A 17,740-nucleotide genomic window follows, 5' to 3' on the forward strand; every position below is an offset into this window, starting at 1 on the left:
ATATCTTGTAATAGAGTCTTTCTCCTGAAACAAATGTTGTTGCATTTGAATGGATAAACACGGTTTCATCTATTGGGAAGTTTTGAGTCTCATTTGATGAGATAGGTTGCTGCGCTAAAATTGGTTGCTGACATACTAACAATAGTACAAAAAGCAGGGTGTTTTTTAATTTTCCCAAAATAAAGGTTTTATGTTAGACGAAAAAGAGCTGCAATCCCCGCATGGAGTCGGAAACAAATAATACACATTAGTAAGATAATCTCTGTAATACAATACGAGAGTGTTTGAATTAATGTAATCAATTATATCGTCACCCCTACAACTTTCAGATGGTCCAAAACAAAAGCGCAAGGGTATTTGTTCGCATTCAGTATAATAGGGCGGAAGATGCTCCCTAGGAAACAAATCTGCATAGTTGAAAAACATTCTTTTTGACGAAACCGAAGAAACTTCAAAAAAGCCGATTATTTTTTCATTGGGATTATCCTCAGATCTTAAATTTCCATAGAAAAACCCCGGTTGGGTTGGCGATAAAATACTTCCGGATGCTGATATTTTTTTTAAAGTTTTATAATAGGTGTGGGCTGCCAAACTTTGGACGTATTGCCGAACTAAAATGCTATATCGGTGAGTAATAATGTAATCCTGATTACTGATGAATCGCACGGGAAAATGTACTCGATCTTCATTTGAACCGGCTGTATTTGTTAAAATTATGTCATTGGAGTTTTTTGTGCCATAACATGTATGGGCTTCCTCTGTTCTCGGAACTATGCTTACCTCCTGAGGGCCTGTTACAACTGCTTTTTGATAAACCCATCTAGGGGCAATAATTTTATAGGTTTCCTCGTACTCGTATCTGTAATATTTTGAAGTTCTACTGGGGTCATAGCTATTTACATTGATTTGTACGCCTCTTTGTCCTTCAATAGTCTCTACAGTTGGGATTATGCTTTCTATTTTATTCTCAGTCGGTAATATTTCTGTTGAAGAGGTATATGATCTGCCATCATTTGTGATAATGTGCAATTGATATTTTCTATCAGGAACCGCTTTAAATTCTAATTTGGAAATGTAAATGTCAGATTGTTCTTCAAATTCAAATTTATTACCGGTATCGTCCGTAATAAAGACTTCCACACCAGATTCGAATGTGGGACCATTTTCTTCAAAACGATATGTCTTGGAAATTTTTATTTGTTGTTTTTTCAATTCATTTGTTATGGTAGCTTCCACAACGAGTGCTTCCTCGAAGGTATTGGTTTGGATAACATATTGTTCCGTACAGCCAGCCGTTATAAAAATTAACAGAAGCAAAGGGGTAATTTTATTAAAATATAGTTTTTTCATAGCTCTAGAATTTAAAATTATAGGTAATGGTTGGAATTGGAATAGAGAATATGGATGTTTTATAGGCTTTTATTTGACCATCATCTGTCACAAAATAAACGGAGTAAGGGTTATTTCGCCCTAACACATTATAAATGGATAGGTTCCAAAAACCATGAGCCAATTTTTTTATTTTATGCGTTCCCTCAATATTTATACCTATATCTAAACGATAATAGTCAGGGATTCGGTATTTATTTCTATCACTATATAAAGTGTATTCTGCCCCACCATATGTATAGGCTCCTACAGGGAGAGTTATGGGTCTCCCCGTTTGATAAACAAAATTTGTGGAAAAACTGTAGCGCTTGGTGAATTTATAATTCAAAACGGCGCTTATGTCATGAGGTTTGTCAAAATTAGCAGGGAAATAGTGACCATTATTGACTTTTTCATCATTGAATTGACTATCCAGTTTTATAAATGTTCGGGAATAGGTGTAGCCTAGCCATCCGTTTAATCTTCCACTTTGTTTTTTTAGTAATAATTCTATTCCATAAGCTTTTCCTTCGCCTTGCAAAAGTTCCGTTTCGATATTTTCATTTAGTAATAGCTGGGCACCGACCTTATAATCAAGTATGTTTTTCGATTTTTTATAATACCCTTCAACGCTGAGTTCAAGTATATTGTCGTTTAGGTTTTTAAATAAACCCATGGAATATTGGTGCGCCGCTTGTGGTTTTACGTTTAGGTCGGAAAGTTTCCAGGTGTCTGTAGGTGATTGTGTGGTATTGCTCGAGAGTAAATGGATATATTGATATGTTTTGTCATAGCTTGCTTTAACTGAGAAATCATCGGTCAATAAATAGCGAATGGCAATACGAGGCTCTAGTCCGCCATAAGTTTTAATAATTTCATTATTACTGAATTCTTTTATTCTTACAACGGTTTCATCGTTTTTAGGGACATTATCCTCATAGATTCTCTGCGATGATTCACCTAATGAGGCATAGAGAGAATATCTTAAACCCAGATCGATTGATAACTTTGGACTGAGCTTAAAATTATCAGAAAGATACACGGCCGACTCCAATCCTTTTTCTTTGTCAATATTTATGGGGGTTAAGAGTGATTCTGTTTTTTTAGGATACAAATAACCGGGATTGATTTTGTATTGTTTACTTGAAATGCCGTAATCGAATTTGTGCTTATCACTAAATATGTAATTAAAATTTAGTACAACCTGTGTTTCATTTATTTTATAACCAAAATCGAATGCATTTACTCCTGCCGAATGGTAATCGATGTTGAATTTATACTCACTATTCGTGAAAATTAATGCCGCTTTACTTTTGGCATTAAGAGAATGATTCCATTTTAGTGAAGCCAGTCTGTTATTGTATTTGTATAATGAATCGGAAGTTATGCTAAAGTCATCATGACTATAATATAATGTAGTTTCAAAAGTGTTGTTTTTATCTAATTTATGGTTGTGTTTAATAGTCCCATCATAAAAAGAAGCTTGGCTTTTTTTTATTGATTTATCGTCAAGACTTCTTAATATCCAACCTGAATATGTCGCTCTTAGTCCAATCAATAAACTTGATTTGTCTTTTACTATTGGTGTCCCGATAGCAATGTTGCCCATTACGGGGCCAATACCGCCTTCTCCCGTTAATTTTTCTGCACTTGCGCTTTTGGTTGTGACGTCAAAAACCGAAGATAATCTTCCGCCAAATTCTGCTGGAATACTGCCTTTATAAATAGTAGCTTTGCTGGCTGTATATGGATTTATTGCAGAGAAAAAACCTAAAAAATGCTGCGGATTATAAAGTGTCGCGTTATCAAGAAGTATTAAGTTTTGATCCTCTTTTCCCCCACGAACATTAAATCCTGCTGAGCCTTCTCCAACCGTTTTTATCCCGGGTAAAGTTGATGCAACTTTAAATATATCTCGCTCGCCAAGTATCAGCGGAATATTCTTTATTCCTTCGATGTCTATTGTTGTCACTCCTGAAATAACCGTTTCTACCTTTTTTGGTCCACTTCCTTTTATTATTACATCATCTAATAAATTTATATTTTCAAACAGTTCCACATCAAGTTCGCCGTCGTCATAAACCATTAGCGTCCGAGTGGTTTTTTTATGGGTAAGTGATTTTATTTCCAAGATATTAATACCGGTTGGAACTTGCAGTTTGTAATACCCATTATTGTCACTTACGGTGCTTATGTTTTTGTTTCGTATTTTTAGAGCTATGTTTGATTCGGATTTTCCGGTTATGGCATTTTTTATATAACCAGACAGTGTAGCATTTGTTTTACTGGCCGTTTTGGACTCTTTGCCAATAAATGTTATGGCATTATTATTTTTAGATTTTGAATGGTTTATAGTATCATACTGTTGGTAAAATACTGGCTTTTCATTGGTTTCACCCGGCTCTTTACTTTGTTCACTTGGTGTTGGGGAGCTAAAGTAGTCGTCAGCTAATTTGTCGTATATAATGCTGTTGTTAGTAAGGATAATCTCATTTTTAAGGATATAAAAATTCAGATTAGTTTTGCTAAATATTTTTTCCAGTAATGCCTCAATCGTTATGTTATTGTAGCTTCCTGAAATTAAACTCTTGTCGGTTTCAATCCATACAGGGTCAAAGTAAAACTTGTAGGTCGTCGATGCTTCGATAGTTTGTATGGCAGTCATTCGAGTGACAGCATTAAACTCGAACGATAAATTATCCTTTGTTTTTTGTGCTAATAACAGTTGATGAAATGTTATTAAAAATAGGGTTAGAACAAGTTTTCTCATTTAATATTGCGATGTGTTTGTTTGAAATTGACCAATGTATTTCAACAAGTTTTCCATAAACTGATTTTTGTCCGATTTAAGGATTTTTTTATTTGTCGAATAGAACGCGTTAATCTGTTTTGTATATTCGGGAAATATTTTGAAAATGTCGCTCTTGCGGTTTATTTGATAAAACAAGGTCTTATATTTTATGAAAAACTGGTTTTCCTCCGTAAAGTTATAGTAAAGACCATTGCTGTCTAATCGTTTGTGTATGTCTTTGATGTGTTTAATATAGAAGATGAAATTTTCTCCAATTGGATGGACCTCATAATAGCCAGTAACAAAATCGGTTAATGAGGACTGGTTCTTATTTATTTTTACAAAGTTTTTACCATTTATGGAAAATGAGTCTATTTTATCCTGAATAAGAATAATGCCTATATGTTCCGACTCTCCAAAAGGGTTTAAGATCAATTCGTCTTTAAAAAGGGCATATTTTAGTTTTACATCATAATACGTTTGGCCATCATAACGGACATTCCCTATGGTGTACTTGTCATTTATGTAATACATGTTAGTTCCATCTATTGTTTTGTAGGGATTTGAATAGAGAATTCCATTGTTTAGAGCTAAATTTTCTTTTCCTACTTCAGTGTCGAACCATTTATAGATAGAAATGTCGGATTTTTTTTGGCTATATATTTTGAATCCATTACAGGAGACTGCCAGTAGTGTCAATAATATATTAATTTTTAATGTTTTGAATAGCATTTTCCTATTGTGGTTTTTTAAAGTTAAATGATAATGGGTAATTCTTTAAATTTTAACAAGACGCGAATAATTTTAGTAATTGTAATCTAAGTTATGTTAAAATTTAACATTAACAAATTTTTTTGTTAATATTTTTAAGAAAAATAGCGAATATGACGGGAAAAAGATGGCGATATTTGATATCTTAGTAGGGATAGTGGGAAGGGCGTAATAAAAGTACTTTTAGTATAAATAAGGAATTGAAGGATTCCAGCGGTAATATTAATTTGTAAATTTTGAAAGACCCGAACTTAATTAGCTAGTGGCAAATCTTAATAGATTTATATAATTGCACCAAAAACAAAAACCCCAATTCAAATACATGAATTGGAGTTTTCTATAAATAAACCTTTAGTAAACTAAGATCTGATTACTCTTTTCTTTCCTCACGTGGAGGTCTTGGCATAAGTGCTTTTCTTGACACTTTTTCTTTTCTTGTTTTTGGATCCATACCTAGGTATTTTACTTGAAAAACATCGCCCATTTTCACAACATCAGAAACGTTTTCTGTGCGTTCCCATGCAAGCTCAGATACGTGAAGTAATACTTCATTTCCTGGTGCTGCAAGATATTCTACTACTGCACCAAAATCAAGCATTTTGATTACTTTCACATCATATGCTTCATTCATTTGTGGTTTGAAAGTGATTGACTTAATTTTAGCAAGTACCGCTTCAATTCCAGCAGGATCTGTTCCTAGAATTTCAATAACTCCTTCTTCAGTGGTTGGATCTTCATTGATAACAATTGTTGTTCCGGTAGCTTTTTGTAATTCTTGAATCACTTTTCCACCAGGTCCAATCAAGGCACCAATAAAAGCATTAGGAATTCTTCTAGTAATGATTTTTGGAGCATATGCTTTAACATCCGCTTTTGGAGTTGCCAAAGTTTCAATTAATTTTCCAAGAATATGTAGACGACCGTCACGGGCTTGTGCCAATGCAGCTTCCATAATCTCGTATTTCAATCCGTCAATTTTGATGTCCATTTGACAAGCTGTAATTCCTACAGAAGTTCCGGTTACTTTAAAGTCCATGTCTCCTAGGTGATCCTCATCACCAAGAATATCAGACAATACAGCGTAACGATCTCCGTCAGTAATCAATCCCATCGCGATTCCAGAAACTGGACGAATCATTTGGATACCTGCGTCCATTAATGATAATGTTCCAGCACAAACTGTTGCCATAGAAGATGAACCGTTAGATTCTAATACTTCAGATACGACTCGGATAGTGTAAGGACAATCAGCAGGAATCATGTTTTTCAAAGCTCTTTGAGCCAAGTTTCCGTGACCTACTTCTCTTCTAGAAGTTCCTCTCAAAGGACGAGCTTCACCAGTTGAGAAAGGAGGGAAGTTATAATGTAAGTAGAATTTTTCTTCACCTTGTTCTGATGGAGAATCGATTTGGTTTGCTTCTCTAGAAGTTCCTAAAGTTGCAGTTGCCAAAGCTTGAGTTTCTCCACGTGTAAACAATGCAGATCCGTGTACAGATGGTAAGTAATCTACTTCTGACCAGATAGGTCTGATTTCATCAGTTTTTCTACCGTCTAAACGTGTTCCTAAATCTAGGGTTACGTTACGAACCGCTTCTTTACTTGTTTTTGAAAAGTATTTAGAAACTAAATCGCCATTCTCTGCCAACTCTTCTTCTGTAAATAATCCTTTTACTTCTTCTTTTACTTCAGCAAATGAAGCAGTGCGTTCTTGTTTTGAAGAACCTTTGCTTGCAATAGCATAGATTTTATCGTAAGATGCAGCTTTTACTTTAGCGTAAATTGCGTCATCCGTTCTTTCAGTGTCGTAAGTACGAACTTCTTTTTTTCCAAAAGCAGCTTGTAAACGTAGTTGAGCTGAAATTTGATTTTTAATGTGTTCATGTGCAAATTTAATTGCCTCTAGCATTTCAGCTTCTGAAATTTCTTTCATTTCACCTTCTACCATCGCGATAGAATCCATAGAAGCTCCAATCATCATGTCAATGTCTGACAATGCTAGTTGTGCACGACTTGGGTTGATGATGAATTTTCCGTCGATTCTTCCAACTCTAGCTTCAGAGATTAAAGTTTCAAAAGGAATGTCAGATAAAGCTAATGCTGCCGAAGCTGCTAAACCTGCTAATGCATCTGGCATTACATCTTCGTCATAAGACATTAGTTGGATCATCACTTGAATTTCTGCATGATAATCGCTTGGAAAAAGTGGACGTAAAACACGGTCTACTAAACGCATAGTCAATACTTCGTTGTCACTTGGTCTTGCTTCTCTTTTGAAGAAACCTCCAGGGAAACGTCCTGCTGCAGCAAATTTTTCACGGTAATCTACCGTAAGTGGTAAAAAGTCGATACCTGGACTTGCTTTTCTTGAAGACACTACTGTTCCTAAAATAACAGTTTTTCCTATTCTTACTACTACAGATCCATCAGCTTGTTTGGCTAAACGACCTGTCTCGATTGTGATGTTTCTGCCATCACCTAAATCGATACTTTCTACAAATAATTGTGGAATCATAAATTTATTTTTTTTAGTTAAACATGGGTTCTAGTTGTGTTGTAGTTGTTGTTTGCGTAGTTAATGCCTAAAACCCAATGAAAAACCAAACTTTTTTTATTCTTATGTAAAAACAAAAAGAGGCACTTGCGCGCCTCTTTAATATATTGATTATTTTCTGATACCCAATACTTTGATGATCTCACGATATCTGTTGATTTCTTTCTTTTTCAAGTAATCCAACAATGATCTTCTTTTACCTACTAGCAATACTAATGAACGCTCTGTGTTATAATCATGACGATTTTTTTTCAAATGCTCAGTTAAGTGGCTAATTCTGAAAGTAAATAAAGCGATTTGCGCCTCAGCTTTTCCAGTGTTTGCTTTTTCTCCGTGTTGTGCGAAGATTTCTTCTTTAATCTCTTTTGTTAAATACATTCCAATATTTGTTTAATGATTTTTATGTATGTCGTACAGCTATTGCAAGACGGCTGCAAAAGTACTATTTATTTTTTAAAGAAATATTTAAAAATTGAAATATTTGAAAATTATAAGACAGACCAATAAAAAGATATTAATTTTCTGACTTCAGTCATCACTTCTTTAGTCCGCGAATGCCTAAACTCTTTAATAAAGTTTCGCTATTTCTTGGTTTACAAATTCTAAAAATCGTTCGTCGGCTTCGGTAAACGGGTCCAACACATGACTGTCAATGTCAATTTGCCCTATATTCTGCCCATTTACAAAAAGGGGAACAACCACTTCTGATTTTACCGTAAAACTGCATGCAATGTAATTGTCTTGCGCCGCTACGTCAGGAACAACAAAATTATCATTGGAAATGGCTACCTGTCCGCATATGCCTTTGCCGAAAGGAATTACCGTATGATCCGTTTCAGCTCCCACATAAGGTCCCAAATGCAGCGTTTGGGTTTCTTGATTTGCAAAATAAAACCCGACCCAGTTGTAATAGTCGACACTGTCCTGTAACAATTGACAAACCGCTAAAAGTTTTTCATCTCTCGAAAGAATAGTATTTACTGTAATTGCAGTAACTTGTGGTTTTAATTCCTGAAATGTCATGTTTTATATTTTTTATGCAAAAGTATTTAAAGTCCCTTTCAAAAATTATATAAATTTGTTAAAAAATAGACTTTGAAAAAATATTTTATTCAGTACAAACCTTTTTTACTTTTTCTGGCGAAATTTTTCATGACCTACATTATTCTTGCTATTATTTATCAGGGATATCTAAACGGATTTGGGCAGGATAAAATGGATTCGATCACTAAATTGGTAGCCGAAAATACAAAACAGTTGCTGACCCTATTTAACCAGGATGCCGACATTGTGAAAAACAGTTCGGAATCCTATATCAGATTGATGTATAATCAACAATATGTTGCCAGATTGATAGAGGGTTGTAATGCAATCAGTATAATTATTTTGTTCATTTCATTTGTAGTTTCATTTTCAGGAACGATAAAGTCAACTTTGTTTTTCATTTTGGGAGGAGGTCTGATCATTTATGTGTTAAATGTAGCGCGCATTGCCGCATTATGCGTTTTGATTTATTCTTTTCCAAAGCAGCAATCGTTGCTGCACGGCGTTTTTTTTCCTCTATTCATTTATGGGGTTGTTTTTATTTTATGGGTAATTTGGGTTAATAAATTTTCATTCTATGCTAAAAACTCTGCTGGCTCATAAATTCCGATTTGTCGCGGTGCTATTGTTTGTCCTTTCATTTGCCCTGATACGGGTTTATGAATACAAGTTGTTTTACGACCCTTTCTTGGACTATTTCAAAAGAGATTTTAATGTATTGCCATTGCCTGTTTACAATTCTTTTCAGTTGTTTATTAGCCTGCTGTTTCGTTATGGATTAAATATGGCACTGTCATTGGGACTGATTTTCACCCTTTTCAAAGACGTCGAGATGGTTAAATTTGCCTCGTTCTTGTACGGTTTTTTCTTTTTGGTTTTGATTGTTTCTTTCTATTCCATAATTTATTTTTACGGAGAACATAATAACCTGATGCTTTTTTATACCCGAAGGTTCCTTATTCAGCCCATATTTATCCTGTTGTTTATCCCCGCATTTTATTACCAAAAACTACATAAATAATTATTTTTCCGTACCTTTAATTGACTGTATTTTACTGACAATCAATTAAATAAAAAGATGAAAATTGTAAAACATTCAGGGGATGTTGTTGAGTTTGAGCGTGAAAAACTCAAAAAATCCTTAATGAAATCTGGTGCGAGCAAAATCGTTGTCGAAGATATTTTGAATAAAATCGGCAAAGAAATCTACGAGGGAATTTCCACAAAACAAATCTATAAAAGAGCGTTCAGTTTATTGAAAAAGGAGGCGAATTCTCATGCCGCCCGATACAATTTAAGGGCGGCGCTTCAATTATTGGGTCCAGCAGGTTTTTTCTTCGAAAAGTATATCGCCCGACTTTTTGCTGCCGAGGATTACGTGACAGTGACTAATTTGATTTTAAAAGGAAAGTGCGTTTCTCATGAAATAGATGTTCTTGCTAAAAAAGGGAATGTTATTGTCATGATTGAATGCAAGTTTCACTCAAGTAGAGAAGCTGCTTCTGATGTGAAAATCCCACTATATGTCCTGTCAAGGTTTAACGATTTGAAAGACAAACAGCATGTTATTTTTTCATTAAAAGATACTGTTTCAAAATGTTGGATTGCCACTAATAATCGATTTACTTCGGAAGCAATCGATTTTGCAAAATGTACCGGGCTCAATTTGTTGAGTTGGGACTATCCAAAGGATAACAATTTGAAGACTAAAAACGACATCGATTGTCTTTATCCCGTGACCTGTTTGACTACGCTGTCCATCGCTGAGAAAGATAAGTTGTTGATCTTGGATGTGCTCTTGGTAAAAGAATTGGTTAATAATTCTGATAAATTGGAGAAAATAGGACTGAGCTCAAATAGGGTAAAAAATGTGTTGAAAGAAGCGCGAGAGTTAAGCAAATGCATTTGAATTATCCACTTGGTTAATTTATTAAACTTAATTGGAAAGCCATGAAAATAAAATTTATAGGAGCGGCGGGAACGGTGACAGGTTCGAAAACATTAGTAGAAAGTAATGGCATTCGGATTTTGATAGATTGTGGGCTTTTCCAAGGGATCAAACCTTTGAGGGAACTCAATTGGGAACCTTTGCCTATTTTGGCTTCTACAATTGATTATGTTCTGCTCACCCATGGCCATTTGGATCACTGCGGCTGGTTACCCAGATTAGTTGATCAGGGCTTCAAAGGAAAAATTTATTGCAGCGGGCCGACAAAGGAAATCTCAAAGCTAATTCTATTGGATAGTGCCAAAATACAGGAGGAAGAAGCCGAAAAAGCGAATAATGAGAAGTATTCCAAACATGAAGTCGCGCAGCCACTCTACAACGTGGAACAGGCCAAAAAAGTGTTTCCGCATTTCAGGGTTGTGAAAATAGGCGAACCCGTTCCTTTGGACCCAGAAATCAGCGCTGTTTTCATCAACGCCGGTCACATTATTGGTGCTTGCAGCATTGAGTTGACATTAGAAAATAAAACCTTGGTATTTTCTGGGGACGTCGGTCGCGACAATGATGCTTTGATGTATCCGCCCACCAAACCTAAAAAGGCAGATTATGTATTTCTCGAAAGTACCTATGGGAACCGTCTACATCCTGATTCGGACGCCAAGTTGGAATTGGAGATGTATATAAACAACACGATTAAAAATGGAGGAACGGTCATCATTCCTAGTTTTGCAGTGGAGCGTGCGCAAATGGTTATGTATTTACTGTGGCGGCTCAAGGAAGAAAAAAAAATCCCCGAGATTCCATACATTATTGATTCCCCAATGGGGGTGAGTGCCTTCGATATATTTTTTGATAATTTGAAATGGCATAAATTATCGATGGAGGAATGCATTGCGATTGGTAAAATGTTTACGATGATTTCCGATTATCGGGAAACCATCGAAACAATTTATGACAAACAACCTAAAGTGGTGATTGCGGCCAGTGGGATGGTAACGGGAGGAAGAGTGCTGAGTTATTTAGAGCACTACATCGAATTACCGGAAACTACTGTGATCATTGTGGGATATCAAGCAGAAGGAACTCGCGGCCGAAAATTGTTGGAAGGCGCTAAAGAGGTGAAAATATACGGGAAATATTATTCTGTAGCGGCCAAAATTCTTGAAATAGAAGGCCTGTCTGCGCATGGTGATCAAAAAGATTTACTCAATTGGCTTTCGGCATTGGAAAACAAGCCTGAAAAAGTATTTTTAGTTCACGGTGAAAATCAACCGGCAGATGAACTCCGAATTAAAATAAGGGAACGCTACGGTTTTGATTGTTCCGTTCCGCTGATGGGACAGGAATTTGAGATTTGATAGGGTCATTTGAAATTAACGCGTTTACTGCATAATTTGTGATTGGATGTTTTGTGTTAACGGGGGACAATGGTTGGACCGTTAATTAAACTTTAAAATTTTTCAATAAATTGTGGTTAAAATAAATTATTCCTTACTTTCACGCACGAATTAATTTAGCATAAAAACCCCTTTGAATGAATAGCTTTGATTGGAAGAATTTAATAGACCCTCTTTTTTATATTCACTTTGATGTGAACGGAATAAAATTAGGGATTTATATCGTATTATTTATTGTTTTTGCAGAAACAGGGCTGTTTGCCGGTTTCTTTTTACCTGGGGACAGTTTGCTTTTTCTAGCGGGGATTTATAACCGAGAATTAATAGAAAACGTATTATTTATAGACAGTGATTTTGTAAATGTCATACTCTTGTCAACAATGGTTGCGGTTGCAGGTATTTTGGGTAATATAGTGGGATATTGGTTTGGTTCCAAGAGTGGTTACTACTTATACAATAAAAAAGACACTTTTTGGTTTAAGAAAAAATATCTCGTTCAGTCTAAAGATTTCTTCGAAAGACATGGGGGGAGAGCCATTATTTTCGCCAGGTTCTTGCCTATATTCAGGACTTTTGCACCTATAGTTGCTGGAATTGTAACTATGGATAAAAAGAAGTTTATGTTTTATAATGTCGTAAGTTCATTTCTTTGGTCTTTCACATTAATTTTTGCGGGTCATTATTTATATGGTTTCTTGCTTGACAATTACCAAATAGATTTAAAAGAGCACATCGAACTTATTGTTATCGCATTAGTGGTTATTACACTTTCCCCGGTGATTTTAAAGTTCGCCAAAAAGCGTCCTGTAACTGAAGATTAAAGATAAGAAGCCAGTTTTTGATATTGGTTTTTATTCACAACTGTATATTAAAAAATCCGTTCACTTTAGGTGAACGGATTTTTTTTATGATAAATGGTTTGGAATTACATCATTCCTGGCATACCGCCACCCATTGGCATGCCGCCTGCGTTTTCTTCTTTGATGTCAATCAAAGCGCATTCGGTTGTTAGTATCATCCCTGCAACAGATGCTGCATTTTCTAATGCTACACGAGTCACTTTTTTAGGGTCGATAATACCTGCTTTCAGCATATCTACATATTCGTCAGTTTTGGCATTGTAGCCAAAGTCGCCTTTTCCTTCAGCCACTTTTGCAACAACAACAGAACCTTCAAGACCTGCATTTTCAACGATAGTTCTTAATGGTGATTCCACTGCGCGAGATATAATTTGAATCCCGGTAGCTTCGTCCGCATTGTCAGCTTTGATGTCGCTTAGAACTTTTTTAGCTCTTAGTAAAGCAACTCCACCACCAGCAACAATTCCTTCTTCAACAGCGGCGCGAGTCGCATGAAGCGCATCGTCAACTCTGTCTTTTTTCTCTTTCATTTCAACTTCAGATGCAGCACCTACATAAAGGACAGCAACACCACCAGCTAATTTAGCCAAACGTTCTTGCAGTTTTTCCTTGTCATAGTCAGAAGTTGTAGCTTCCATTTGACCTTTGATTTGGTTTACGCGATTTTTGATCATGTCAGCCTCGCCAGCTCCGCTTACAATAGTCGTGTTGTCTTTATCGATAGTTACTTTTTTTGCAGTACCTAACATTTCGATAGTTGTGTTTTCAAGAGTGTATCCTCTTTCTTCAGAGATAACAGTTCCGCCAGTTAAAATAGCAATGTCTTCAAGCATAGCTTTTCTTCTGTCTCCAAAACCAGGTGCTTTTACAGCAGCAATTTTCAAGGCTCCACGAAGTTTGTTTACTACTAATGTTGATAATGCTTCACCATCTACATCCTCAGCAATAATCAATAAAGGTTTTCCTGATTGTGCTACTGGTTCAAGAACCGGTAGTAATTCTTTTAAAGAGGAAACTTTTTTGTCATATAATAATATATATGGATTCTCTAATTCCACTTCCATCTTTTCAGAATTGGTAACGAAATATGGAGAAAGATATCCTCTGTCAAACTGCATTCCTTCAACAACGTCCACGTAAGTGTCTGTCCCTTTTGCTTCCTCAACAGTGATTACTCCTTCTTTTCCAACTTTTGCGAAAGCAGCAGCGATTAACTCACCGATTACTTCGTCATTATTAGCCGAAATAGAAGCGATTTGCTTTATTTTATCAGAATCAGTACCTACCACTTTTGATTGTTTTGCTAAATCAGCAACAATGGCTTCAACCGCTTTGTCAATACCGCGTTTCAAATCCATTGGATTAGCTCCAGCAGCAACGTTTTTTAAACCTTCTTTTACGATAGCTTGAGCTAAAACGGTTGCGGTAGTTGTTCCATCTCCAGCCAAATCATTGGTTTTAGAAGCAACTTCTTTTACCATTTGAGCTCCCATGTTTTCCAATGGGTCTTTTAGTTCAATTTCTTTTGCAACAGTAACACCATCTTTTGTTACCGTAGGTCCACCAAATGATTTTCCAATGATTACATTACGACCTTTTGGTCCTAGGGTTACTTTTACGGCATTTGCTAATGCATCAACACCACGTTTTAGTCCGTCACGAGCTTCTATATCAAATTTTATATCTTTTGCCATTTCTTTAATTTGTTTAAAGTTTGTTTTGTTTTAAAGTTTCAAGTTTTCTTGATTCTTAATTTTTAGATAATTGCAAGAATATCATCTTCACGCATAATCAAATAGTCTTTTCCTTCGAGTTTCAATTCAGTACCTGCATATTTACCATAAAGAACACTATCGCCAATTTTCACGGTCATAGTATGCTCTTTTGTGCCGTTTCCAACTGCAACTACAGTTCCTTTTTGCGGTTTTTCTTTGGCGGTATCTGGAATAAAAATCCCTGACGCAGTTTTTGTTTCAGCAGCAACTGGTTCTATAAGAACGCGGTCAGAAAGTGGTTTAATGTTTAAAGCCATGATTTTATTTTTTTAATTTTAGGATGCATGTTAGATTTCAGAAATTGTGCCATTCTCCATAATATGACATATTTTCTTATAAAAAATGCCAGCTTTGACAGGCTGGCACTTAGTTATATTTTGCGGTATGAATTATTCTGCAGCTGGTGCGTCTTGTACCGGTGTAACTGGTGCAACAGGAGCGGCAGTTTGTGTGTTGTCAATAATTTTAGAATCTGAATCGTTTAATGTTCCCGTGAAGCTTAAACTTGAAAGTAAAATAAGCGCTATTAATATTGTGGCCAATGTCCAAGTACTCTTGTCTAAAAAGTCAGTTGTTTTTTGAACTCCACCCATTTGAGTTGATCCACCCAGAGTAGAAGAAAGTCCACCACCTTTAGGGTTTTGAACCATTATTACTACAATAAGTAGGAAACAAACTATTGTGATTAAAACTAAAAAAATTGAAAATGTGTTCATTGTTTAATTATTATTTTGTTGTAAAATCTTAATATCCGTTATACGGTCAGCAAAGAAACTACTTTTTTCTGGATATTTCAAAATTAATATTTCATAAGCTTGAATTGCTTTTTGATATTTCTTTTGTTCCAAGTAGACTCGCGCTAATGTTTCGGTCATTAAATACGAATTATCCTCTTTATTGATGTCGATACGAGCAGTAGAACTTACTCCGTGCTTGACTGGAGATATCTTTGGGCTGGTCTCAATAAATTTATCAATCAAAGCTGATTTTTTCTTCTTATTCTTTTCCCGTTGGGCCTCTTTTGTGTTTTTTATTGCATCATTTGTCCTATCTATAGGTTGGGTTCTGGACAGCTGAAGCCATTCCTGAAAAGAATGTTTTTCATTTTTCGAGAAATCCAGGGGCTTGCCTATCGACAACTTCTCTTCCGGGTCCTTTGAGATTTCTTCGACCTCAGCAATCGAGGCTCCTTTAATGGAAGTTAGGATGGATTGTTCTAAAGAATTCACTTTAAGTTCCAACTTTCTTTCACCAACGACTAATTCACCGTCGATTACATTTATATCAAGAAGCTCAAGAGTTTTCTGGTCGTATAAGCCTTTTTGAATAGCGGTGAAGCTTTCCGAAGTAATGAAATCAAACAAAACTGTCCTGTCAGTGGTGTTGGCGGCCGTAGCTTTTAAAGCGGAATTATACTTAAAACTATTTTGGTTGTAAAGCCCTTTTAATCGCAAAGCCCTTGCGCTTTGGAAATATGGGAATTCATCCAATACCTTTTCCAAATCAAGTGTTTGCTTCTCGGAAAGAGCATTTGGTTTGTTAATTAGGTAAGTGTAATCAGTTACGTTCATTTTTTGAGTGTTCGGTTTTAAGTAATCAGTGTTCAGTTCCCGCAACTTTCGACCTTCGGGCGGTATTCGGTTTTTGTCGCGTTTACTGACTTAACACTAAAAACAGCCAACTACAGACGCTTTTATTACCATTTGGCAAGCGATTCGTTAAATATATCCTGTGTTATTCTTTCGAATATTTCATCTAATGCAGTAGTCAAAGTTGCTCCGCTCAATTGAGTTGTTGCGGGATAGTCATAATAAAATTCAAATGGCTTCTCGAAATTATCGGTTTCCTTATTTTTATTTGTAAACCGAACATTTATCTTGATCTTCAAACGGTTTTGTGATGCTTGTTGATCGGCAGTTGCCGTCATTGGGCTTATTCTGTAGTCAACGATTTCTCCCTCATAAATTAAGTCTCCGCCGCTTTTGACCAAATTTAAATCGGTTTGGTTCTGAATAATATCCTGTAAAGCAAGCGTGAATGTTCTGTCGATTCCGGGCTCGATCAGTTCGGAATTGTTTTGGAAAAAATTGACTTGAAATGTTTTTGCGTCAATTTTTCCTGTTCCCGTAAAGTTGTAAACGGAACAACTATTTAGTGCCAAGAGCAATACTGCCGAAATGATAAGGTGTAAGTGTTTCATTTTATATTTAAAATTGCTTCGTCAGTTTGCTAACGCTCGGCTCAAAGATATTCAAATTTTATTGACAATTTGCAATTGGAATTCACCGATAATTTAAAGGTCGAATTGTTTGATTTTTCGGTATAAAGTTCTCTCTGAAATTCCTAACTCATCAGCCGCTGCTTTCCTTTTTCCCTTGTTTTTTTCTAATGATTTCTTAATCATTTCAATTTCTTTCTGTTCTAATCGCAAAACCTCTTCTTCCTCTTCAACTGTTTCTGCAAAAAGATAATTGTCATCATTCTCCTGATAAAGTTCCTCTTTGTTTTGACTCGAAAGAAATGCGGTTCTAGGTTCTTCTTCAAAATCTATTTCACTGTCATTCTCCTTGGAACCATATATTTTGCTGATCAGATTTTTATTGGTTTCTTGCACTTTGGAACTGCCGCTTTCCATGAGTTCCAAGGTGAGCTTTTTTAAATCATGCAGATCACTTTTCATATCGAAAAGCACTTTGTACAAGATTTCTCTTTCGTTACTAAAATCACCGTCGCCTTTCTTATTTTTAATCACAGAAGGTAAATTAGTGCCTTCAGTCGGCAAGTATGACTGCAGGGTTGCCGCAGTGATGTCGCGATTGGTTTCCAAAACGGAAATTTGTTCGGCTACGTTTCGTAGCTGTCGAATGTTTCCGCTCCAGCGAAATTTTTGTAATGCATGAACAGCATCGTCGTCCAGTTTCAGTGGGGGCATTTTGTATTTGTATGCAAAATCTGCCGCAAATTTTCTGAACAGTAAATGGATGTCGTCTTTTCGGTCGCGCAAAGGCGGCAAAGGAATATCGACCGTACTTAATCTATAATATAAATCTTCACGAAACTTCCCTTTTTCGATCGCGTCAAATAAATTTACATTGGTGGCAGCCACAATTCTTACATCCGTTTTTTGGACTTGTGAAGACCCCACTTTAATGAACTCGCCGTTTTCCAACACTCGAAGAAGTCTAACTTGGGTTGTCAGCGGTAACTCGCCCACTTCATCAAGAAAGATAGTCCC

At 35.9% G+C, this 17,740-nt stretch carries 17 protein-coding genes; 5 read left to right on the forward strand and 12 right to left on the reverse strand.

The genetic code is table 11. The annotated features are described in order from the left end of the window. Positions 1-165: 165 nt before the first annotated feature. The 6 genes from VIH09_RS07855 to VIH09_RS07880 all read right to left on the reverse strand — a co-directional run bounded on the left by VIH09_RS07855 (position 166) and on the right by VIH09_RS07880 (position 8,504). Positions 166-1,350 (reverse strand): DUF4249 domain-containing protein, encoded by a 1,185-nt coding sequence (locus VIH09_RS07855; RefSeq protein WP_331579610.1) that lies wholly within the window; start codon positions 1,348-1,350, stop codon positions 166-168. Between the two features lie 4 nt (positions 1,351-1,354). Further along, complete coding sequence (locus tag VIH09_RS07860; RefSeq protein WP_331579612.1) at positions 1,355-4,033, reverse strand: TonB-dependent receptor; 2,679 nt, start codon at positions 4,031-4,033, stop codon at positions 1,355-1,357. Positions 4,034-4,138: 105 nt separating this feature from the next. Beyond that, a complete protein-coding gene (locus VIH09_RS07865; RefSeq protein WP_331579614.1) occupies positions 4,139-4,891 on the reverse strand; it encodes a hypothetical protein in 753 nt (250 codons plus the stop codon). A gap of 409 nt (positions 4,892-5,300) precedes the next feature. Further along, complete coding sequence (locus tag VIH09_RS07870) at positions 5,301-7,442, reverse strand: polyribonucleotide nucleotidyltransferase (RefSeq protein WP_331579616.1); 2,142 nt, start codon at positions 7,440-7,442, stop codon at positions 5,301-5,303. 150 nt (positions 7,443-7,592) lie between these two features. Then, positions 7,593-7,859, reverse strand: coding sequence for a 30S ribosomal protein S15 (rpsO, locus tag VIH09_RS07875; protein WP_331579618.1), 267 nt, complete (start codon positions 7,857-7,859; stop codon positions 7,593-7,595). Between the two features lie 189 nt (positions 7,860-8,048). Then, positions 8,049-8,504 carry a GAF domain-containing protein gene (locus VIH09_RS07880; RefSeq protein WP_331579620.1) on the reverse strand — a complete coding sequence of 152 codons (456 nt, stop codon included), beginning with the start codon at positions 8,502-8,504 and terminating at the stop codon, positions 8,049-8,051. Between the two features lie 72 nt (positions 8,505-8,576). Between VIH09_RS07880 and xrtF the strand changes: the two genes are divergently transcribed. The 5 genes from xrtF to VIH09_RS07905 all read left to right on the forward strand — a co-directional run bounded on the left by xrtF (position 8,577) and on the right by VIH09_RS07905 (position 12,691). Continuing rightward, positions 8,577-9,128: an exosortase family protein XrtF gene (gene xrtF, locus VIH09_RS07885; protein WP_331579622.1), complete on the forward strand. Its 552-nt coding sequence runs from the start codon at positions 8,577-8,579 to the stop codon at positions 9,126-9,128. Continuing rightward, positions 9,103-9,546: an exosortase F system-associated membrane protein gene (locus tag VIH09_RS07890; protein ID WP_331579624.1), complete on the forward strand. Its 444-nt coding sequence runs from the start codon at positions 9,103-9,105 to the stop codon at positions 9,544-9,546. Before xrtF ends, VIH09_RS07890 begins: the two co-directional genes overlap by 26 nt. A gap of 57 nt (positions 9,547-9,603) precedes the next feature. Then, positions 9,604-10,434 carry an ATP cone domain-containing protein gene (locus VIH09_RS07895; protein WP_331579626.1) on the forward strand — a complete coding sequence of 277 codons (831 nt, stop codon included), beginning with the start codon at positions 9,604-9,606 and terminating at the stop codon, positions 10,432-10,434. A 41-nt stretch (positions 10,435-10,475) separates the two neighbouring features. Then, the gene (locus VIH09_RS07900; RefSeq protein WP_331579628.1) at positions 10,476-11,831 is read left to right on the forward strand and encodes an MBL fold metallo-hydrolase; all 1,356 of its coding nucleotides are present in this window, start codon (positions 10,476-10,478) and stop codon (positions 11,829-11,831) included. 176 nt (positions 11,832-12,007) lie between these two features. Further along, positions 12,008-12,691, forward strand: a complete 684-nt coding sequence (locus VIH09_RS07905) for a DedA family protein (RefSeq protein ID WP_331579630.1) — start codon at positions 12,008-12,010, stop codon at positions 12,689-12,691. A 104-nt stretch (positions 12,692-12,795) separates the two neighbouring features. Here the strand turns inward: VIH09_RS07905 and groL are convergent, their stop codons facing one another. The 6 genes from groL to VIH09_RS07935 all read right to left on the reverse strand — a co-directional run. Beyond that, positions 12,796-14,424, reverse strand: coding sequence for a chaperonin GroEL (gene groL, locus VIH09_RS07910; protein ID WP_331579632.1), 1,629 nt, complete (start codon positions 14,422-14,424; stop codon positions 12,796-12,798). 62 nt (positions 14,425-14,486) lie between these two features. Further along, the gene (locus VIH09_RS07915; protein ID WP_007137725.1) at positions 14,487-14,762 is read right to left on the reverse strand and encodes a co-chaperone GroES; all 276 of its coding nucleotides are present in this window, start codon (positions 14,760-14,762) and stop codon (positions 14,487-14,489) included. Positions 14,763-14,894: 132 nt separating this feature from the next. Continuing rightward, positions 14,895-15,221 carry a preprotein translocase subunit SecG gene (gene secG, locus VIH09_RS07920; RefSeq protein ID WP_331579651.1) on the reverse strand — a complete coding sequence of 109 codons (327 nt, stop codon included), beginning with the start codon at positions 15,219-15,221 and terminating at the stop codon, positions 14,895-14,897. A gap of 3 nt (positions 15,222-15,224) precedes the next feature. After that, the gene (locus VIH09_RS07925; protein WP_331579653.1) at positions 15,225-16,076 is read right to left on the reverse strand and encodes a tetratricopeptide repeat protein; all 852 of its coding nucleotides are present in this window, start codon (positions 16,074-16,076) and stop codon (positions 15,225-15,227) included. A gap of 125 nt (positions 16,077-16,201) precedes the next feature. Next, positions 16,202-16,705: an LptE family protein gene (locus VIH09_RS07930; protein ID WP_331579655.1), complete on the reverse strand. Its 504-nt coding sequence runs from the start codon at positions 16,703-16,705 to the stop codon at positions 16,202-16,204. A gap of 93 nt (positions 16,706-16,798) precedes the next feature. After that, the coding region (locus tag VIH09_RS07935) for a sigma 54-interacting transcriptional regulator (protein ID WP_331579657.1) at positions 16,799-17,740 on the reverse strand (942 nt) is incomplete at its 5' end.

The organism is Flavobacterium sp., assembly GCF_036515215.1.
In the GTDB taxonomy this organism is placed as follows: Bacteria; Bacteroidota; Bacteroidia; order Flavobacteriales; family Flavobacteriaceae; genus Flavobacterium.

Coding starts and splice junctions, on each gene's coding strand:
- VIH09_RS07855 (WP_331579610.1), bottom strand. CDS start 1,350: ATGAAAAAACTATATTTTAATAAAATTACCCCTTTGCTTCTGTTAATT.
- VIH09_RS07860 (WP_331579612.1), bottom strand. CDS start 4,033: ATGACTGCCATACAAACTATCGAAGCATCGACGACCTACAAGTTTTAC.
- VIH09_RS07865 (WP_331579614.1), bottom strand. CDS start 4,891: ATGCTATTCAAAACATTAAAAATTAATATATTATTGACACTACTGGCA.
- VIH09_RS07870 (WP_331579616.1), bottom strand. CDS start 7,442: ATGATTCCACAATTATTTGTAGAAAGTATCGATTTAGGTGATGGCAGA.
- rpsO (WP_331579618.1), bottom strand. CDS start 7,859: ATGTATTTAACAAAAGAGATTAAAGAAGAAATCTTCGCACAACACGGA.
- VIH09_RS07880 (WP_331579620.1), bottom strand. CDS start 8,504: ATGACATTTCAGGAATTAAAACCACAAGTTACTGCAATTACAGTAAAT.
- VIH09_RS07890 (WP_331579624.1), top strand. CDS start 9,103: ATGCTAAAAACTCTGCTGGCTCATAAATTCCGATTTGTCGCGGTGCTA.
- VIH09_RS07895 (WP_331579626.1), top strand. CDS start 9,604: ATGAAAATTGTAAAACATTCAGGGGATGTTGTTGAGTTTGAGCGTGAA.
- VIH09_RS07900 (WP_331579628.1), top strand. CDS start 10,476: ATGAAAATAAAATTTATAGGAGCGGCGGGAACGGTGACAGGTTCGAAA.
- VIH09_RS07905 (WP_331579630.1), top strand. CDS start 12,008: ATGAATAGCTTTGATTGGAAGAATTTAATAGACCCTCTTTTTTATATT.
- groL (WP_331579632.1), bottom strand. CDS start 14,424: ATGGCAAAAGATATAAAATTTGATATAGAAGCTCGTGACGGACTAAAA.
- VIH09_RS07915 (WP_007137725.1), bottom strand. CDS start 14,762: ATGGCTTTAAACATTAAACCACTTTCTGACCGCGTTCTTATAGAACCA.
- secG (WP_331579651.1), bottom strand. CDS start 15,221: ATGAACACATTTTCAATTTTTTTAGTTTTAATCACAATAGTTTGTTTC.
- VIH09_RS07925 (WP_331579653.1), bottom strand. CDS start 16,076: ATGAACGTAACTGATTACACTTACCTAATTAACAAACCAAATGCTCTT.
- VIH09_RS07930 (WP_331579655.1), bottom strand. CDS start 16,705: ATGAAACACTTACACCTTATCATTTCGGCAGTATTGCTCTTGGCACTA.